Below are 18,870 nucleotides of genomic sequence, written 5' to 3' on the forward strand. Positions count from 1 at the left end.
CGATGATTCCTCAAAATTTTAAAGACATATTATCCAATACTGAAAATGCAGGTTTTTACCAGACATTGGCTCTGATATTCTTTATGCTGTTCTTCGTAGCCTTATTAATTTATGTCTTCAGCAGACCTAAAAAATACTACAAAGAAGAAGAACATGCACCGCTTGAGGATGACGAAGATGATTTTAATTTAAAAAATTAAACTATTTATTATGAAACAAAGAACACCGGTTTTTGTAAACATCTTAATAATTACGGTACTATTAGTAATTTTTTATTATTTGTTTGTACAGAGCTACTCGTTTTTAACTTCTCCTTATTTCTGGGGTACAGTGGTGATCAGTGCTATTTTGGCATACATCCACTCTGCAATCGGAGATTTAATTGAAAACAATAAATTTAAAAAACTATCGGCTGAAGAAAAATCAGCATATTTGGCTGAGAAAAAGGTACCTTATTTCACGAGACTTTATGCAGCTGCATTCAAAAAGCAGTCTGATACGGAAGAGAAAGATATTCTTATCGATCACGGTTTCGACGGAATTATGGAATTGGATAACCAATTGCCTAAATGGTGGGTAGGTTTATTCTATTTCGGAACGGTATTCTGTATCGTGTATATCTGCGCATACTCATTTACAGATTTTGCACACCCACTGAGCGAATACGATCAGGAATATAAAACTCAGGAAGCAGCTATTGCCAAGTATCTTGCAGAACAGCCACCTGTGACTATAGAATCGGCGAAGTTTTCAGAAGACAATATTGCAGCAGGTGAAGAAATCTTCAAGACCAACTGTGTATCTTGTCATTCAGATGGTGGTAGAGGTGGTATTGGTCCTAACCTTACCGATAATTTCTGGCACAACCAGCCTGAGAAAACCTTATTCAAAAACGTATTCCACGTCGTTGAAAACGGAGTAACAGGAACAGCAATGCAGGCTTGGGGTAAAAACGGAGTCTTGACCGGAAGCGATATCGAAAAAGTTGCGGCTTACGTATACTCAATCAACCAGATGAAAAAACCAATTACTCCGGCTGAAGGCGGTGCACCACCATACGGTGATGAAGCGCATTGGGAAAAACAGTAATTAAACAAAAATAGAAAGTATATGAAAAACATAATTTGTTATTAAATAAAAATAGTAACGAATTATGTTTTTTCGTTTTTAAAACCTAGAGAAAAATGTCAAAAATAGACGAAGAAGTCGCACGCGGCGGACAGGGACAGGTTTTAGACCCTGAAACCTATAGAGATTCTATAGGAACAATGGAACAATCCGGAAAAAGAAAATGGGTTTTTCCAAGAAAACCAAAAGGAAAATATACCAATTACCGAAATCTGGTAAGTTACTTATTACTTATCGTATATTTTACCATTCCTTTTATTAAGATCAATGGGAATCCTTTCTTTATGTTCAATGTCATCGACAGAGAATTTTTCATCGTAGGACAGCCTTTTTATCCTCAGGATTTTTTCATCCTTACTTTAGGCGCTATTGCATCTCTTATTTTCATTATCATTTTTACGATAGCATTCGGAAGAATTTTCTGCGGGTGGATCTGCCCTCAGACAATTTTTATGGAATCTGTATTTCGTAAAATAGAATACCTGATTGAAGGAGACCGGAATAAGCAAATGAAGCTCGACAGACAGGAATGGAATACCGAAAAAATCTGGAAACGAAGCCTGAAATGGTCGGTTTACGTTGTTATTTCGCTAATCATTACCCATTTTATGTTTATGTACATTGTCGGGTATGAAGAGGTATTGAATATCGTGTCACAAGGTCCGTTTGCCAATCCGACCAACTTTATGGTGATGATTCTCTTTACGGCGGCATTTTATTTTGTATTTGCATGGTTCAGAGAGCAGGTTTGTACGTTGGTATGCCCATACGGAAGATTGCAAGGCGTTTTAATTGATAAAGAAACGATCAACGTTTTTTACGATTTTAAAAGAGGTGAAAATCGTTCTAAATGGAGAAAAGGTGAAGACAGAAAAGCTGTTGGAAAAGGAGACTGTATCGACTGTTATCAGTGTGTCGTGGTTTGTCCGACAGGAATTGACATCAGAGACGGACAACAATTGGAATGTGTAAACTGTACAGCTTGTATCGACGCTTGTGATGAAGTGATGGAAAAGGTAGGTCTTCCGAAAGGATTGATCCGCTATGCTTCCGAAAAAGAAATTGAAACCGGTACTCCATATAAATTTACCGGAAGAATGAAAGGTTTTGCCGTTGTTCTTGTTCTGCTGGTAGGATTTTTAGGATTTCTACTTTCCAGCCGTGGTGAGATGGAAGCAAAATTCATTAAACCTGCAGGAAGCACATTCTTCGTAAGAGAAGGAAAGATCATTAATACTTACAATTATACTTTCTTAAACAAGACCAACGACAAGAAAGTTGTAACCATCAAAGTAATTGATCCGGCGCATGCTGAAATCGGGTTCAGTTCTTCAAGCAAAATTACGGTGGATCGTGATAAAATCTCAAAAGGAACCATCAACATCAGTTTCCCGGAAGCTGAGATGAATTTGTCTAAGCAAAACATCACCATCGGCGTTTACGATATGAAAGGTAAATTAATTGATTCTTATCAAACCTATTTTGAAGGACCTTTCAAACTTCAGTTTTAAAATAAATCTAAAATGGAGTGCTTTTTAATTAAGCATTCCATACAACATAAATCTTATCAGTTATGAAAAATTTTACTTGGGGACACGGTATTTTTTTAGCACTTGCCTCATTCATTATATTTATTCTGTCAATGGTTTTTCTTTTTCCGAATGGGCAGAAAAATTCTGAAATGGTAACCGACAAATATTACGAAGAAGAGCTTCAGTATCAAAATGTAATTGATGCTAAAAAGCGAGCAGATGACCTTGAAGAAAAGCCTGTTTACTCTCAAAGCACTTCCGGAATTACCATCAAATTTCCTGCAGACATCAACAATACCAATACAAAAGTAAGCTTCGTGCTGAACCGTTCGGATGATCAGAATTTAGACATTAAAAAAGAGATCACTCTGGATGCAGCCAATTCTTTCACCATCCCTCCAGCCGTTCTGAAAAATGGAAATTATACGTTAAGACTGACCTGGAACAAAGACAAAACCGACTACCGCCTCGACTACGATGTGATATGGAAATAGCACACATCATATCAGCCATTGGGTTAGGCTTCGCATCCGGATTTCACTGCATCGGAATGTGCGGTCCTATTGCGCTGTCGATGGGCTTAACCAAAAAACAGGCAACCAATTATTATCTTCAGAATCTTACGTATCAGTTCGGAAGAATATTTACTTATGCTTTTCTGGGAGCGGTTTTAGGAATTATTGGTGAAGGATTTGAGATGGCAGGTTTTCAACAGTATCTTACCATTGCAGTGGGTGTTTTGCTGATTATCATGGCATTATTTTCTTTTGGCGGAAAAGATTTTGCATCAAAAATTCCTTTTATTTCCAAATTTCTTTTTAAAGTTAAATCCAATTTAGGAAAATTGCTTCAGAAGTCTGATTACCGCTCAAGATTCACTACCGGAATCCTTAACGGATTTCTTCCCTGCGGAATGGTCTACATGGCGCTCACAGCAAGTCTGGCAAGTGGAGGTATTTGGCAGGGCGCTTCTTACATGGCATTGTTCGGGTTGGGTACACTTCCGTTTATGTTTACCGTTGTTTTGGTCGGAAATCTCGTTAACCAAGCCTTCAGAACAAAAATTTTAAAAGCCATCCCCGTTCTCATGATCCTTTTGGGTGGACTTTTTATATTAAGAGGTTTAGAATTGGGTATTCCTTACATTTCTCCAAGAGCCGAAGCCATGAAAGTTTCTCCGGGACACGATGTTGATTGTCATAATACGGATCCGAATCATCGGCATAATCCTGCAACGTGTCATTAGGTTTGTTTAAGGTAAATGTAAAAGAGGCTGTCCAAACTTTTTGGACAGCCTCTTTATTTTATGGTCGCGGACCTGTAGTCCGCGACATCGGGATTTTTATTGTTGCTCACGGATTATAAATTCGCAACATCGAGGAAACATCCTCCTAAAGCTCATTGAAACTTTCGTTTCTATGAAACGTTTAAAGATTATCTGCAGAAAAATATTGCTGCTACATAAAACACAAAACCCCTCGCAAATTTTGCAAGGGTTTTTGGTATATCAGTCACGGATTACCAATCCGCGACATCGGGAGGGTTTTTAATTATCTAGTTGATAAAATTGTATCTCCTTTATATTTTATTTCCATTATATAGGGTATATATTGTTTATATTTTATTTTTTGGAAACTTTTATAATCTTTTTTAAAGATAGGACTCTCAAAATCTTTAATGTTAACTAAGTGTAGTTTATATTTTTTATATTTTGTATGGCTTAAATTATCATTTAATTGATATTGCAATAAATATTCTGATTCTCTTTCTAAAGGTAATATGAAGTAAAAATCTGAATGAACATTACTTATACTTTTATTATAAAGCTCTTGACTAAAAATTACTTCTCCTTTTTTTGTTAAATGTAGTCCATCCATACCATGTATTTCTTTTCCTAAATTATAAGGATTTAAAAAAATTTTTTTAGGAATTATTAAAATATAATCTTTATCAGATTGGTTAAAATATACTGCTGAAAGTTGGTTATTACTAGGAGTATATTTATATTCTACAATAACCTTTTCACTATTATCACATGATAATAGCGAAAAGAAAGATAAAATTAAAAATATTTTAAAATTTAACTTTTTTAGCCAAAAATTTAATTTTTTCATACCATCTTTGATACATTGGTTGTTGTTTAAAAACATTAATTAATTCATTATTCACTTGCCTACTAATAAAATTTAAATTTGATAATCCATTAATTTTTACAAACTCGTTTTCCAAATTTGAAATTGGAATATGTGAGGCAAAATCATTACCAACAAAAGCAATATTTATCCATTCATCAACATCGTCAAGCATAACATGACCATATTCATGATGTAAGACAAAAGCAAATAATTTTTTGTTACTAAGAGCTTTGGGAGAAAGAAACACACGCCCATCTCTGGTAATACCAAGAGCTTCTATTGTTTTTCCTTTAATATCACCTACAAATCTACCATCACTATCAACTTTCCATCCTGAAGGTGCGAATGTTTTAGCATTACCTTTATTAAAATATACTTTTTTATAACCAGCATTCTTTAATTTTAATTTATCCGCATCATTTAGATTGTCTTCATAATACTTACTGATGTATTCTTTATTTACTGGATCATATGGAATATCTCCATTTGTATTGTCAGGCAAATAATGATCTTGAGAAATATCTGGCTTACTGAAGAACTTATTTATTCCCCAACTAGCTCCAGCCACAGCACCCCCAATCACAGCTCCTTTTGTTAATCCTTCTAAGAAGTTAGTGCCATTAATTAAAGAAGAAACTCCTCCTGTTCCTGCCCCAACCAGAGCACCATTACCAACTGTCGCCCAAAACCCGGAAGCACTGAATACTTGTCCTAGACCACCTGATACTGCACCGGTAATGGCACCTGTAAGAATAGATCTTGTGAAACCAGACCATGAGAAATTATTATTTATTGCAGCTTGAATAATATAAACACCTGCACCAATTGCCGCTCCTATAACTGCAGCTTTGACCGTCAACATCACGTAAACTAAAAACGGAGTAGCAAACCACATCTCACCGCTCGGATCATTATACATTAGCGGATTGTTCATTACATATCCATACTTATTATAATTCTGAGTATTAAATGGATCTTGTATATTTTCATCGGCATTTAAGAATCTCCTTAATAATGGGTCATATAGGCGTCCATTCATATGTATAAGCTCAACTCCGTAAAGATGTTCGTGCGAAGTATAACCACGATCTATAATAAGACCACCTTCATTAAGAGAAGTTTCTTTTAAATAATCTTCTAAACCACTCTCCGAAACAAGAATATTTCCATTTGTTTTTAGATGAGTAAATCTGCCCCAAGCATCGTAATGACGTTGCTCTAAAACATTTTTATTTCCGTCTGTAATGGCAAGTATGCTTCCTAAATAATCTTTATGTAAAAAATTATATGCTTTTCCCCCTTCAAAGGATTTTATGTAGATAATTTCGCTTTCGTAAGGCGACCCTCCTATATAGATAATATGTTTTTCCTGTCCCGACTCATTATTTTTGATAATTTCAAAGTCATTTCCTTCGGAATAATATTTTGTAAATCTAGCATGTTCAGATCCATCAAAATTTTGTCCGTAGTACATAAGCTGTCTGGACTGTGTCAAACCATATCCAAACTCGTAGTCGAATTCAGTACCATCAACTTTAAGAGGGTCATTATTTTCGTTGTAAGAAATCATTTGTAGAAGCTTACTTACTCCATTGATTTGATAATTATCTTGTCCCTGCTGATTAAGATTTACTTTAGTAGCCTGATATTGACTGTTTCCGGCAAAATCTACATCTCCGACCTGGTCATTATGCATTATTCTGCCTTTAATATCATAATCATTATATGACATTTGATTGTTGATAGGATTCGTCCAGTTGGTCAGACGATTATTGTTATCATAGCTGAACGTTTCCTGAATATTAAAAACAGCATTATAAGTTCTGCTATTTAGTTCGTTTTTAATGGCGTTGAAAGAATAATCAATATTTACAAAGCTTAATGATGGCTGTCCTTGAAGTGTCGGGTGAAAATAACGATTTGTATTGGTAAGAAAACCAAATGCATCATAAGTATTGTAAATCCTTGCTCCGCCAAGATTTTCCTGAGTAATTAATCCTTTTGCATTTGTTGTACCCAATTGCCACAGGACAACACCGGAAGCGTGATCTTTCTGTTGTCTCATTTCCCCATTCCATGTTGAGTAAATGTTATCAACAGTGACCTTTGTGAGATCACCATTGGAATTTATTCCTTTATGGTAGCTCTGAATCCTGCCAATATTATCATAAGATATATCTTCAGTAAAAAAATATTTTTCATCAAAATTTTCTATGTCGTTTTTCAACCTTCCATTTGGGTAATATTCATATGTATGTGTGAAAAATTTATTATTAGATTCTCCTTGCTTAGAGATTAATTGCCCTTTTGAATTATATGCTAACTCAATATTTTTATTTGTCGAAATACCATCATTTGATATTTCAGTGATATGATTAAGTAAACCTTTAGAATTATAAGTAAAGTTCTTTTCTCCTTTTGGACTTTTAATCTTTTTTATACTACCGAAACCATCATAGCTATAAGTATAGGTTCCATTTGCGGGATCATTAAAAGTAGATTTTCTACCCCAGACATCATAAATTATAGTGACTGAATTCCCTTGATAATTAGCACTGATGTTTTGACTAACCGCATTATAAGAGAATGTTATGGTTCCACCGGCATCAGTTGAAGAAATAACATTCCCAAGTGCATCTGTAGTTTTTGAAGTAGTTCTGCCATATCCATTAATTTCCACTATACTTTCAGTATTTCCAGTTATACTTGTCTGTAAAACTTTACCGTTATTAAAAGCGTGAGCTGTTACTTTAGCAGGAAAAACGGAATCATCGTAAGAAATTATATTCCAGGTAGAAGAATTTATATTTGTAGGCTCAGGACTGATGCTTGTAACTTCGTAAGGTTCGCATTCTGCAGTCTTTCTACCCAGCACATCAAATGAAGATTCCTTTACAGTGTAATTACCATGATTAAAAGATTTTATAATATTCTTATAATTTTGTCCTAAAACATTTGTAAATCCAACCTTTATATCCCCAGTAGGTAGGTTTTCTGTAATCTTAGTTCCAGAAATACCTTGAATTTCGAATTTTTCAAAATTATAGGTTGTTGTCCCCCCTAGATCATTTGTATTTGATGTTAATTTTCCCCAATTATCATAAACATTGGTTGATGTATTTCCGAATGGGTCAGTTTGAGTCAATATTCTACCCCAATTATCATAAGTAAAATAGGTTTCTAATTCAAGATTATCTTTTTTCTTTAAAACAAATCTCAAACTTGAATCATATTCATCTTCAATTATGGTAGTCTGCCCATCAGCACTATTAGTGGTTGTCTTTTTTGTTATATTACCAACATTGTCATATTGGTATTGCTCTTTTATCCACCCGGAATAATCCTTATTGAATTTTGTTAGAGATTGTAGAAGATTGTTATTATAGGAATAAACCTCTTTTGATTTTGCTGTATCATTATAGGCATATATAATATCTTCTTTCCAGTCAGGTCTTCCCACAAAGTAATTACTGCCTATCCCTCCTGGATTATGAATGTAATGTAATTCTGATATTTTTTTTGCAAAACTATTATTAATATTAACTTCAGTAAATACAGGTAAATAATAATTACCATATGTTATTGTACTGACAGAGGTGATGTTTTTTAAAAAATCTTTCTCAGTAATAATATTAGGTAAGATTACGTGAACATTGTTGCCTAATTGTTGATGAGAATATTGTGTAAGTTTTAATGAAAGAAGCTGATTATTGTTAACCGACAAATCCTGCGGAAAGACGTTACTTTTCGAACTTGTTTTGATTGACCAATCCTTTACAGGTAACCCAAAATTTTGAGGATTAATTTCTTGACCTGTCCAAATGATTGTGTTTTCGAAGCCATCAGCATACCAATTAGAACGGGCTGTCTTTAAAAAACCTAGTGTTCCTCTCCCTATCATATGTCCTGTCATACCACGATAAAGAAAATCTTGTTTTCGATTTCCCTGCTGTAATTGTGAAACAGCAAAACTTTTGTCAACTCTCTTTAATGAGAAGTAAGGATAAGTTTCAGGTTTCGTTTTTAGATAAAAATAGGAATCTGTATCAGAATTCAATTCTTTGTAAATAATGTTGGTGGTTAGTCCAGCTTGATATATCGATCTAATTTGAGACAGCTCTGCTAAAGACGTTTGCGCTTTATATTTGTGAACCCGAGTATTTTTGAATATGAAAATATCATAATAATTATTATTAGACTTGATTGGATAAATTAATGGTTGAAATAAGCCATATTCACCACCTCCTACAGTGTAAGATGGGCTTGTGCTGTTAAAAGCGTTGATAAACTCCGTTCCTCCTTTAGATTGTAAAGTTTTAACGTCATATTGCAGTGACCTCCATAAAGCATTACCACTGTTACTAACTCCACCAACTTTATTTTTTGAGTGGACAAAAACAATATCAGATTTTCCATCTTTGTTAACATCAGACACTGAATAAAAATGATGATTGATAAGAGACCAAGTATTTTCCTGACCAGGTTTTCTGTATAATAAAAAATTTGTTTTTAAAATATTTTGAAAACCAATATCTGTCCCCATGTAAAATCTCCAATTATCTGCATTTTGGTTATTGGTAGTGGGTATAGCAAAATCAACATTGTTATCACCATTAAAGTCACCAAATAGCACAGGGAAATCAGGATCTTTAGGTTCAGCCAAATTAGCTGAATATTTTACTTGTTTTATATAGGAATTTGCTCCAGTTTTAACAAACTCAAATACGGTATATGCGCTATTAGAAACATTAATAGACTCTACTTTCCCATCTCCATCTACATCTAAAAATTTCTCATTAGATGTATTTTCAGGTGTAATTCCTAATTCAGCATATTCAATAATCGGTATGTTAGGATCCTTTAAATCTACAATGAATTTTCTACTATGATCAATACATACTAAATCTCCAAGACCAGGCTTTGATTTTAAACCTGCGCCAGGGTCGGTTGGGTTGGGGTCTAAGCAGGGCTTTAGCGGATTGTTTGGATCGGGACATGGAGTAATTACAGGCGGTTCAACTACTGAAGGACAGTCGTAATCTAACGTTGTTATTAAATTTGAAATTCCATCACCATCAATATCAAGTTCCTGAATTTTATAGTTGGTGACATTGCACTCCGGGCAATAAGCACTTTCCAGTACAGATTTCTCGAATACCTTTTCAAAAGTATTATTTCTGAAAATATATCCGTTAATTTTTCCGTTTTCATATTCGATAATTCCATTTCCATTATAAATTTCTCCATTCTCATCCAATAGAGTATTCACCATCTGTGCTCTGGAATCAAAAATTTTATTGGTATTTATATTAGAGTAATTATCGTTGAATGCTCCTAATTTTAAAACACCATTAGACATTAAAAAATCTACATATGAATCACCATTAAAATCTCCGCTAAATTTAATGTCATCAAATGAGTCTGGATTATTAGATAAAACTCCATAATAATCAATTTGAGCTGAACTCGGAGTAGTATATGTAAAACTTACAGGATTTGCTGGCTCATTACTTGAGTTATATTCTGTAATAGAACTTATAAGTTGGTAACCGGAAGGATTGTTAGAATGTGTTATGACATATTTTTTATATTGTAAATTGTTTGATTTAACCGTAATGTCTTTTAAAATTTTGGTTTGAGAAAAAGATATTCCTCCAACATGTGATTGTTCATTTAAATTTCTATCTACATAGTCAAAGATAATTTCATTTAAATTAGGTTTATTTATTACATCATTTCCACCCCATTGTATGGATGACAATACGGCAACATTACCATTCTGAATATATTTATAGTAAATAGTATTTCCTTGAGCGTCACGCCATCTTGTAATATTATATTCTGATGGAGTTGTAGCATTATATAAAGATTGAGATCCAGTATACTGATAACTCCCATATGAGGCTGTTGAACCATCTTCGAAAGTTACTTCAAAAGCTACAGGACCTTTCATTTGTACATATATAGGATTAAAGCTTCCTAGTGATTTAATTTTTATATTAGAATATTGTTCAGTTACATATTCTGCCCCATCACCTCCATAAGTCCCAGATTTTAAAATCAATCTCTGTCCATTGAAACTATAATAGTCTGAATCATCTAACTGAATCGCTTTCAGCTCACCGTCTTTCTCTATAGTTTTACCAGTTCTTAAAATAGAAGTAACTCCAGAAATATTCCAGTTATATCCCGCCAATCCATTACCGGAATTACTTTGATAAACTAATGAAATATTTGGTGAAACTTCTTTTAAACCTTTTGGTAAATCAATATGTAAGGTGAATTGTAATTGTCCACCCTGATTTACTTCAATATTGCCTTTTGTATCATGAAAGTTTGCTATGTAAGAATTTTGTGCAAGAACTATATTGAATACTCCTATTATTAATAAAATAAATATTTTCTTCATTTGTGATTAGTTTTTCGTTACTGTTGCAGTGTAAATAGTGCCGTCGCTTAAATAGAACTTTAAATAATATACACCATAACTAAGATGATTCATCTTAAAAACATAAGAATTAGTTCTTAAATTCGAGATATTTACTGTTTCTATAATATTGAATGCATTATAAGGAAGTAGATCTATTTTTTTTATATAATTGCTAATCTCATTATCCCAAAATATATTTAAATCTGTCTTGACCGGAATCGGAGCAACTTTTATTTTATTAGCAATTGACTGAGCCAAGGGAGCAATCGATTTTACTTCCGGTTTATTTTCTGTGGCTTGTTTTTTATTTCCTAACAAACCTCTAAAAATCTGATTTCCCGCTTCATCGTAGTCAAAGACCACTTCTTGAGATTTTATTAAAATGTTGGCAAAAGGAATTACTAAGAGGGTAAGGAAAAATCTTCTCATAATTTATAATTTGGCTCCGGTGGATATTAATCTTATACTAAATTAACAAATTTTAAGAAATAATAAAATTTTTCATCTAAAATTTTGCTATTTTAACATATACTTTATTAAGTTTTTATTAGAAAGCCTCTCGTATGCCCAACATAGAATTACGATGATTTGATTTGCCAATAATTTTTATATCTAGAAAATATACAGCAATAACTTTTCAAAATAAACGTCCAAACAACAAAAGCCACCCGAATCGGATGGCTTTTATATGAAAATTTTATTAAAATTAATTAATCAATTCAAATCTCGCATATTCAGCGATTTTCTTAGGAAGTTTAATACCTTCTTCAGTCTGATTGTTTTCAAGCAAAGCTGCCATAATTCTCGGCAATGCCATTGCAGAACCGTTTAAGGTATGCACCAATTGAGATTTTCCGTCTGCTTTGTAACGACATTTCAGTCGGTTTGCCTGGAATGTTTCAAAGTTGGATACTGAACTTACTTCCAGCCATTTCTCCTGAGCTGCGCTCCACACTTCGAAATCGTAAGTCATTGCAGAAGCAAAACCTGTATCACCTCCGCAAAGCCTCAATACTCTGTAAGGCAATTCAAGGTCTTCCAAAATTCCTTTAACGTGTTCTACCATTTCTTCTAGTACAGCATAAGAATTCTCAGGTTTTTCAATTCTTACGATTTCCACTTTTTCAAATTGATGAAGACGGTTAAGACCTCGTACGTGAGCTCCGTAACTTCCCGCTTCTCTTCTGTAACATTGAGAAAAAGCCGTATTTTTAATCGGAAGATCCCTTTCATCCAGCAAAACATCACGGTATAAATTCGTTACCGGAACTTCAGCAGTTGGAATCAAATATAAATCATCTGCATTCACGTAGTACATTTGCCCTTCTTTGTCAGGCAACTGTCCTGTTCCATAACCCGATGCTTCATTTACAACGTGAGGCGGATTTACCTCAAGATAACCTGCATCTGTATTTTTATCTAAGAAATACTGAACCAAGGCTCTCTGCAATCTCGCTCCTTTCCCGAAATAAACAGGGAAGCCTGCTCCGGCTATTTTCACTCCTAATTCAAAATCAATCAGGTTGTATTTTTTTGCCAGTTCCCAATGAGGAATAGCTCCCTCTCCCAAACCTTCCACATCATGAGACTGATAAATAATTTCGTTGTCATCCGCAGAAACGCCTGCCTTTACCAATTCGTAAGGAATGTTTGGAATCTGGTATAAGATGTCTAATAAAGCTTTTTCTTTGATTTCAAGCTGTGACTGTAATTCTTTGCTCGATTCTTTGAACTGTGCTGTTTTAGATTTGGATGATTCTGCTTCTTCTCTTTTACCTTCTTTCATTAAAATACCAATTTCTTTGGAAATCTTATTGATCTCGGAAAGTTGCGAATCTAATTCAAACTGAATTTTCTTTCTTTCTTCGTCGGTAACGATAGCCTCGTCTACCAACTCAAGATTCTTGAATTGTCTTTTCTTAAGACCTTCTAAAACGCGTTCTTTATTGTCGCGCAAAAAATTAACCTGTAACATAAAAGTTTAATGTTTAAAAGTTTAAGGTTTAAGGTCGAGTTACATTGAACTTTGAACCCTGAACTTTGAACCGTTCGTGCAAATTTAAGATTTATTTTGTGATTGTAGCCGTGTTGGGCTGATCCTGAACCTTTGTAAAAACCAGCTGATTATTATAAAGTACTCTGGAAACTTCAAAGACAGATGGTGAGGATCGGTAAAATATTTCCATACTATCAATAACCACAGGATCATTTTGTGTGTCGGATATTTTCTTCGTTAAAGAAACTTCGATTAGAGATCTGTATATCTTACTTCCATCCGGCTCATCATTTACAAATTTTCTTGTTGCTCCGGCGATATATTCAATATAGTAGGTAGAATCCTCAAGCATTTTGCGACTGAAATTGACATTGGCAATATCTTTATCTGCCAGTTCATCATTGAAAGAAACTCCTGTAAAAGAGCCTATTTTTGAAGGATTCAGCATGGTTTTCCCCGAAGAATCCTGAATATAAAGATTAAATATCTGGTCAATCTTCTGCAAAGAATCTTCATCACTTCCGCAGCTGAGAAGTGTAAGACCGAAAAGCATTAATAAGGGAAATAATTTCTTCATTTGCACAAAGATAAAATATTCATGAAAAATAAGTTTAGTGATTTTCAAAATATTTCTGATACCAAAGCTCAAAAGTAACCAATTGCCATATTTTTACACAGTCATACTCATTTTTTTGATTGTTCCACCATTCATCAATAATATCTGTATTGAAAAAACCTCTCTTTTTCAAACTGTTTAAATTCTCAATAATAAAGTCTCTAACTTTTGATTCGGTTTTAATGAAATGCGCAAGTGGAAAAGAAAACCCCCGTTTCGGCATCTGTAGAATTTCCTGAGGAAGATATTTCTCGCTTACTTTTCTTAACAATGGTTTATTCTGAATTCCATTATATCGTAATTTTTCGGGTAAAATAGAAACATAATCGATCAGATCATTGCTCAGATAAGGATAACGGAACTCAACACCGTATTTCATCGCGCTCAGATCATCCCTGAAAACATGATGCGAAGACAGAGAATATTTCATGTCATACTCAAAAAGTCCATAATAATTTTTCGTTTCAGAAAGTTTTTTATCATTTAAATCAGTCTTAATTAAATTAAAAATATTCTTAGCAAAAACACTCTTAGCTTCCAAAGGTTTCATCCCGACCTGACTTTGGCGGAAAAAATCCAGCATGCCATCCTGAGAAAAATAGTTTTTTACTTTTTTTGAAAAATCATCATTGGTAAAAATAAAATGACGGACAAAATTGAAATTCCTCATCAAAAGCCATTTATTGAGCTTTAAAGAATGAGAATATCCTGCAAAAAGTTCATCGGCTCCGTTTCCGCTTAGAACAACTTTAAAACCTAATTCTTTTGCATATTCTGCAGCATTCATCAACACTTCAAGACTACTGTAAGGTTCTTCAAAATGCTGAATATTTTCTTTCAGCTGGTTTAAAATCTCATCATCAGAAACTTTTTTCACATGATGATCAATATCATTTTTTTTGGCTAACAAAGAGGCATTTTCAACTTCAGTTTCAGAAAATTGGTAAGAAATGGTAAATGCATTAATATCACTTTTAAAAGGTTTTGATTTTGCAGTAATTAAAGTAGAATCAATTCCGCCACTCATCATGCTTGTAACAGGAACATCGGCAAAAAGCTGCTCTTTTACACTCTCAGAAAGCAGTTGGTCAACTTTTGCCACTGCTTCATCTTCGGTAATATTTTCATTTTTAACAGATGGAAAATTCCAGTAAAATTCTTCGGATGTTTTAAAATTATTTAAATCTAAACTTAAAAAAGAAGCCGGTTCTAATGAATAGATATCCTGAAAACAGGTCTCCGGAGCTAAAGTCGTCTGAAAAAGAAAGTTTGTATAAACTCCGTTCCAGTTGATTTGAGGTGTAATGAACTCATTTTTCAGAATAGATTTTATTTCAGACGCCCAAACTAAAACATCATCATTTTTAAAATAAAACAAGGGCTTCAAACCCATTCTGTCTCTTGCAAGAATCAGTTTAGATTGGTTTAAATCAGCTAAAGCGATCGCAAACATTCCGTCGAATTTAGAAAACATTTCAGTTCCCCATTCTTCGTAAGATTTTAAAATAACTTCTGTATCTGAACTGCTTTTAAATTGATAACCTAAACTTTCAAGCTCTTTTCGGATTTTTTTAAAATTATAAATTTCTCCATTGAAAGTAATCGTAATTTTTCCATCATCTGAAAGCATCGGTTGATGACCCTTTTCAGATAAATCGAGAATCGAAAGCCTGCGAAAACCTAAAGCAATTTTTGAATTTCTTTCATTTAAAACAGGAAAAATTTCTTTAATTCTCTGCGTGGAATCATTTCCGGAAAAAGATTCACTTTGGAAGCCATCAGAAATCCAGAAACCTTCATCATCCGGTCCTCGGTGACGGATCGCATTATTCATCGCTAAAATATTTTTAGAAGAAATTTCTTTCTTAAATGAATAATAACCGCAGATTCCGCACATTTTTAAAGCTTTTTTTAGAATGGTAAAAGTAAGGATTTGACATTAATTTAGACCAAGAAATGCATTAGCTTTTATTTGAAAATGTTTTAAATAGAGTATTGATCTCCTCTTTCGAAATGATATAATCTTTAATCTTAAAATCGGTAGACTGATAAAATTTCCAGAATAAAATTCCTGCTGAAACGATGTAGGAAGAAGTGGTTACCAAACAGGCTCCCAAAATTCCCCATTTCGGAATGATTAAAAATGAACAGGCAACAGTAACCAACAATCCGATTATTGATTTGATATTTAAAATTCTGAGTTCTTTTATCCCCGAAAAATAATATCCGATCATATCACTGACTGCAATGGCAAAAATTCCGGGCGACAGCAAAAGCATAATCTGTTTGGTCTCACTGAATTCTTCGCCGAAAATCTGCGTATAAATAAAACCCGGAATAACGAGAATTCCTATAACAAAAACAAACATTAAGGTAAACGAAAGTTTTAGTGAAGATTTGGTTTTCAAAATAGAATCTTCTCTGCTTTCGCTGTTTACAACGTCAGAATAAAGGACAACGGCAATACTTCTCGTGATCGTCCAGATCGCTTCAGAAAAGGTGATTCCAATGGAGAAAATTCCGACTGCGGCAATTCCTTCAAAATGTTCAAGAAAATAAAAGGAAAGCCTGTAATTGAGAAATTGAATAAAGGCGCTGAATTGGGTTTTCCAGCCGTACTCAAACATATTGATGAAAACATCTTTTGAGAAAGAAAATTCAGAGCGTTTACATTTTTTTAAAATAAAAAAAAGACTGGTCAGAAATAGAAATAGTAGACAAAAAATCTGTGCTAAAAAGTAAGCTGAAACATCTTTTAGTTTGACAATGTAAATCAGAAATATGATAAATAAAACATGAACAAGCTGCTGTAAAACCGTATAAACATTAAAAAGTCTGATATTCTGCGTCCCGATAAATAAATTGATATTGGTCGACAAAAGCGATGACAATACAGAAATACCGATCAGATCGTACAAATAATGAGTTTGAATTTCCGCAAAACTAAAAAGTAAAGGAACTGCAATCCCTGTAATGACCGACCATGCGTAAGAATAAAGTAAAACCTGTCCTACTTTAAACTTCCGTGCAAAATAAGAAGTACTACTTCCCGAAAAAACACTGCTGAAAAAACTGACAACTGCAACATTTGCAATGACAATCGAGATCGTTCCCTTTCCTTCACTTCCCCACATATTTGTAGAAAAAATGACCAAGCCAAAGCTTAATATCAAAATGAGAAACCTCGAAATGAAAGTCTGAACAACTTTTAGCTGTTTCATCTGTTGCTTTTTGGTAAAGAATTCTGAATAAAGGTAACAAAAGAATTTTTGATGACGTTCCAGTTATAATGTTCTGTAAATTCTTTTCTTGCATTTGCTGCGTGACGACCGTATAATTTGGGATTTTTTAGATATTTATCAATGAAATCTGCAATCTCCGCAGAGTTTTTCGGATTAACTAAAAATCCAAACCCTGAAATATCCATATGTTTTTTGATTCCTTTTAAAGCTGAATAAATAACAGGTTTTCCTGCTCCGATGTAATAAAAAATCTTGATGGGAAGCGAATGATGATTTTCAAAATTAAAATTTCTTAAATCAAAGCAAATATCTGCATCAGCAAATGAGCTTGTAAATTCTTCGAACGATGCGGGTTTTCTGATTTCAATGTTTTTTATAGAAGATTTAGCAAGAACTTTTGCAAAATATTCTTGATCAGCATCACTTCTTGTTGAGCCTACAATCAGAATCTTAATATTCAGTTGAGAATTTCTTCTTTTAAGTTCTTCTATCACGTTGAAAAAGTTCCCTATTCCCTTATCTTCTGAAATCGCTCCGGTATAACAAAGTGTAATTTCTTCGGAATTGAGTTTTTTAATGTTTTCTGAAACAAATTTCTCATGCGGATAATAAGGAAGAATTATTTTCTTTTTAAAAGGATAAAAATACGCCAGTGGAAATTTCTTCGTCTCTTCACCAAAAATAAAATGTGTGCTTAGGAAACCTGCATACAATTGGATGAGGAAAAATTTTAATCCATGAACCAGCTTCATCAGAAAGTTATAATTCTGAAACATCGACATGGCGGGATACCATTCCGTAATATCGTAAATGATGCTTGCTTTTTTAGTTTTAATGAATTTGTTAGCCGTAAATACGGCAATTGGTTCTGAACAAACAATACAATCCGGCTGAAAAGAATCGCAAACTTGTGTAAATTTTTCAATTTTTGTTTTGAGCGAATGATCTAATACATCAAAAGATTCTATCTCAACACCGCTGATTTTATCTTTAAAATCTGATGTCAAGCTGCAGATCTTAACTTCAAAACCACGACCAGCCAACTCTTTCGCCTGATGGAAAAAGATCCTGTCGTCATTATAATGATGCGCAGTGGTTAAGAATAGAATTTTTGCCATATTAATCCGTTAAGCTTTCATTTCTCGCTAATTTTGCTGATTTAGCAGATTTTTGAGGTTTAATAAATTTGATTTTAGGATAAAATAGACTCTCTTAAAATTTTTTTCAATAAAAAATCCTCATTAGCTTCTGCAACAAGAAACCAAGAGGATTTTTAGTTATTTCTGATAGAATTACTTGATGGTAACCGCCCAACTTTTATTGAATGGCAACAAGAAATTCCCAATAAATTCCAGATACGTATTTTTCGAGAAATCAAAAACTTCAATGTCTTTGGAAATTTCACCGCTTCTGATTTTATTTTTAAAGTCTAAAAGCTTCAACGTTTTTACTTCTCCGTTTTCGACAAAACTCGCTTTCATTCGGTCGAATAAACCCAACTGATATTCTTCATCAATTTCTCTCATAACCTTTCCAAGTGCATCAATGCTGCATCCCGAGGCCATTTCCTTTTCTTCATCTACACAAATAATGATAAACTGGTTTTTCTCAATTTTAAAGGATGATGAAAGTGGCTTTCCGTGCGCCGCCCAACCAGCAAGAAAGTCATATAGTTTTTCGGTAATCACTTTGGCTTCCTTCGTCGTAAAGGGTCTTGATGCGGGATATATAATAACTCTATAATCGTTTGCTTCAACAATATTAGATTCTTCAATTTTCATTACGGATAAA

Annotated in this window: 14 protein-coding genes; 5 read left to right on the forward strand and 9 right to left on the reverse strand. The window is 33.7% G+C overall.

Annotated features, from left to right (window positions below):
- The first annotated feature begins 2 nt into the window (after nt 1–2).
- From ACR1PN_RS04315 to ACR1PN_RS04335, 5 genes are all read left to right on the forward strand, one after another.
- Nucleotides 3–200: a cbb3-type cytochrome oxidase subunit 3 gene (locus ACR1PN_RS04315; RefSeq protein WP_378179192.1), complete on the forward strand. Its 198-nt coding sequence runs from the start codon at nt 3–5 to the stop codon at nt 198–200.
- A 10-nt stretch (nt 201–210) separates the two neighbouring features.
- Nucleotides 211–1,089, forward strand: coding sequence for a cbb3-type cytochrome c oxidase N-terminal domain-containing protein (locus ACR1PN_RS04320; protein WP_378179195.1), 879 nt, complete (start codon nt 211–213; stop codon nt 1,087–1,089).
- A gap of 95 nt (nt 1,090–1,184) precedes the next feature.
- Nucleotides 1,185–2,639 carry a cytochrome c oxidase accessory protein CcoG gene (ccoG, locus tag ACR1PN_RS04325; protein ID WP_433979020.1) on the forward strand — a complete coding sequence of 485 codons (1,455 nt, stop codon included), beginning with the start codon at nt 1,185–1,187 and terminating at the stop codon, nt 2,637–2,639.
- 62 nt (nt 2,640–2,701) lie between these two features.
- Entirely contained in the window at nt 2,702–3,154 is a 453-nt protein-coding gene (locus tag ACR1PN_RS04330) for a FixH family protein (RefSeq protein WP_433979021.1), read from the forward strand.
- Nucleotides 3,145–3,906: a sulfite exporter TauE/SafE family protein gene (locus ACR1PN_RS04335; RefSeq protein WP_433979022.1), complete on the forward strand. Its 762-nt coding sequence runs from the start codon at nt 3,145–3,147 to the stop codon at nt 3,904–3,906. The genes ACR1PN_RS04330 and ACR1PN_RS04335 overlap by 10 nt, the downstream gene beginning before the upstream one ends.
- Nucleotides 3,907–4,210: 304 nt before the next feature.
- Here ACR1PN_RS04335 and ACR1PN_RS04340 read toward each other — a convergent pair whose 3' ends face one another.
- From ACR1PN_RS04340 to ACR1PN_RS04380, 9 genes are all read right to left on the reverse strand, one after another.
- On the reverse strand, nt 4,211–4,774 hold the full coding sequence (locus ACR1PN_RS04340; RefSeq protein ID WP_433979023.1) for a hypothetical protein: 564 nt from the start codon (nt 4,772–4,774) through the stop codon (nt 4,211–4,213).
- Nucleotides 4,734–11,204, reverse strand: coding sequence for an RHS repeat-associated core domain-containing protein (locus ACR1PN_RS04345; RefSeq protein ID WP_433979024.1), 6,471 nt, complete (start codon nt 11,202–11,204; stop codon nt 4,734–4,736). Before ACR1PN_RS04345 ends, ACR1PN_RS04340 begins: the two co-directional genes overlap by 41 nt.
- 6 nt (nt 11,205–11,210) lie before the next feature.
- Nucleotides 11,211–11,654 (reverse strand): hypothetical protein, encoded by a 444-nt coding sequence (locus tag ACR1PN_RS04350; protein ID WP_433979025.1) that lies wholly within the window; start codon nt 11,652–11,654, stop codon nt 11,211–11,213.
- 277 nt (nt 11,655–11,931) lie between these two features.
- Complete coding sequence (serS, locus tag ACR1PN_RS04355) at nt 11,932–13,200, reverse strand: serine--tRNA ligase (protein WP_433979026.1); 1,269 nt, start codon at nt 13,198–13,200, stop codon at nt 11,932–11,934.
- A gap of 91 nt (nt 13,201–13,291) precedes the next feature.
- Nucleotides 13,292–13,798, reverse strand: a complete 507-nt coding sequence (locus ACR1PN_RS04360; protein ID WP_433979027.1) for a hypothetical protein — start codon at nt 13,796–13,798, stop codon at nt 13,292–13,294.
- Between the two features lie 34 nt (nt 13,799–13,832).
- Nucleotides 13,833–15,734, reverse strand: a complete 1,902-nt coding sequence (gene asnB, locus ACR1PN_RS04365; RefSeq protein ID WP_433979028.1) for an asparagine synthase (glutamine-hydrolyzing) — start codon at nt 15,732–15,734, stop codon at nt 13,833–13,835.
- A gap of 64 nt (nt 15,735–15,798) precedes the next feature.
- On the reverse strand, nt 15,799–17,058 hold the full coding sequence (locus tag ACR1PN_RS04370; RefSeq protein WP_433979029.1) for a lipopolysaccharide biosynthesis protein: 1,260 nt from the start codon (nt 17,056–17,058) through the stop codon (nt 15,799–15,801).
- Nucleotides 17,055–18,197, reverse strand: coding sequence for a glycosyltransferase (locus ACR1PN_RS04375; protein ID WP_433979030.1), 1,143 nt, complete (start codon nt 18,195–18,197; stop codon nt 17,055–17,057). Before ACR1PN_RS04375 ends, ACR1PN_RS04370 begins: the two co-directional genes overlap by 4 nt.
- Before the next feature lie 174 nt (nt 18,198–18,371).
- On the reverse strand, nt 18,372–18,860 hold the full coding sequence (locus ACR1PN_RS04380) for a hypothetical protein (protein ID WP_378179228.1): 489 nt from the start codon (nt 18,858–18,860) through the stop codon (nt 18,372–18,374).
- Between the last annotated feature and the right edge of the window lie 10 nt (nt 18,861–18,870).

The organism is Chryseobacterium sp. RLHN22 (assembly GCF_051011795.1).
Classification (GTDB): Bacteria; Bacteroidota; Bacteroidia; order Flavobacteriales; family Weeksellaceae; genus Chryseobacterium; species Chryseobacterium zhengzhouense.

Excerpts from the sequence above, each read along its gene's own strand:
- ACR1PN_RS04350 (WP_433979025.1), bottom strand. The coding sequence starts at position 11,654 with ATGAGAAGATTTTTCCTTACCCTCTTAGTAATTCCTTTTGCCAACATT.
- ACR1PN_RS04320 (WP_378179195.1), top strand. The coding sequence starts at position 211 with ATGAAACAAAGAACACCGGTTTTTGTAAACATCTTAATAATTACGGTA.
- ACR1PN_RS04380 (WP_378179228.1), bottom strand. The coding sequence starts at position 18,860 with ATGAAAATTGAAGAATCTAATATTGTTGAAGCAAACGATTATAGAGTT.
- ccoG (WP_433979020.1), top strand. The coding sequence starts at position 1,185 with ATGTCAAAAATAGACGAAGAAGTCGCACGCGGCGGACAGGGACAGGTT.
- ACR1PN_RS04335 (WP_433979022.1), top strand. The coding sequence starts at position 3,145 with ATGGAAATAGCACACATCATATCAGCCATTGGGTTAGGCTTCGCATCC.
- ACR1PN_RS04360 (WP_433979027.1), bottom strand. The coding sequence starts at position 13,798 with ATGAAGAAATTATTTCCCTTATTAATGCTTTTCGGTCTTACACTTCTC.
- ACR1PN_RS04340 (WP_433979023.1), bottom strand. The coding sequence starts at position 4,774 with ATGAAAAAATTAAATTTTTGGCTAAAAAAGTTAAATTTTAAAATATTT.
- serS (WP_433979026.1), bottom strand. The coding sequence starts at position 13,200 with ATGTTACAGGTTAATTTTTTGCGCGACAATAAAGAACGCGTTTTAGAA.
- ACR1PN_RS04370 (WP_433979029.1), bottom strand. The coding sequence starts at position 17,058 with ATGAAACAGCTAAAAGTTGTTCAGACTTTCATTTCGAGGTTTCTCATT.
- ACR1PN_RS04345 (WP_433979024.1), bottom strand. The coding sequence starts at position 11,204 with ATGAAGAAAATATTTATTTTATTAATAATAGGAGTATTCAATATAGTT.
- ACR1PN_RS04375 (WP_433979030.1), bottom strand. The coding sequence starts at position 18,197 with ATGGCAAAAATTCTATTCTTAACCACTGCGCATCATTATAATGACGAC.
- ACR1PN_RS04315 (WP_378179192.1), top strand. The coding sequence starts at position 3 with ATGATTCCTCAAAATTTTAAAGACATATTATCCAATACTGAAAATGCA.
- asnB (WP_433979028.1), bottom strand. The coding sequence starts at position 15,734 with ATGTGCGGAATCTGCGGTTATTATTCATTTAAGAAAGAAATTTCTTCT.
- ACR1PN_RS04330 (WP_433979021.1), top strand. The coding sequence starts at position 2,702 with ATGAAAAATTTTACTTGGGGACACGGTATTTTTTTAGCACTTGCCTCA.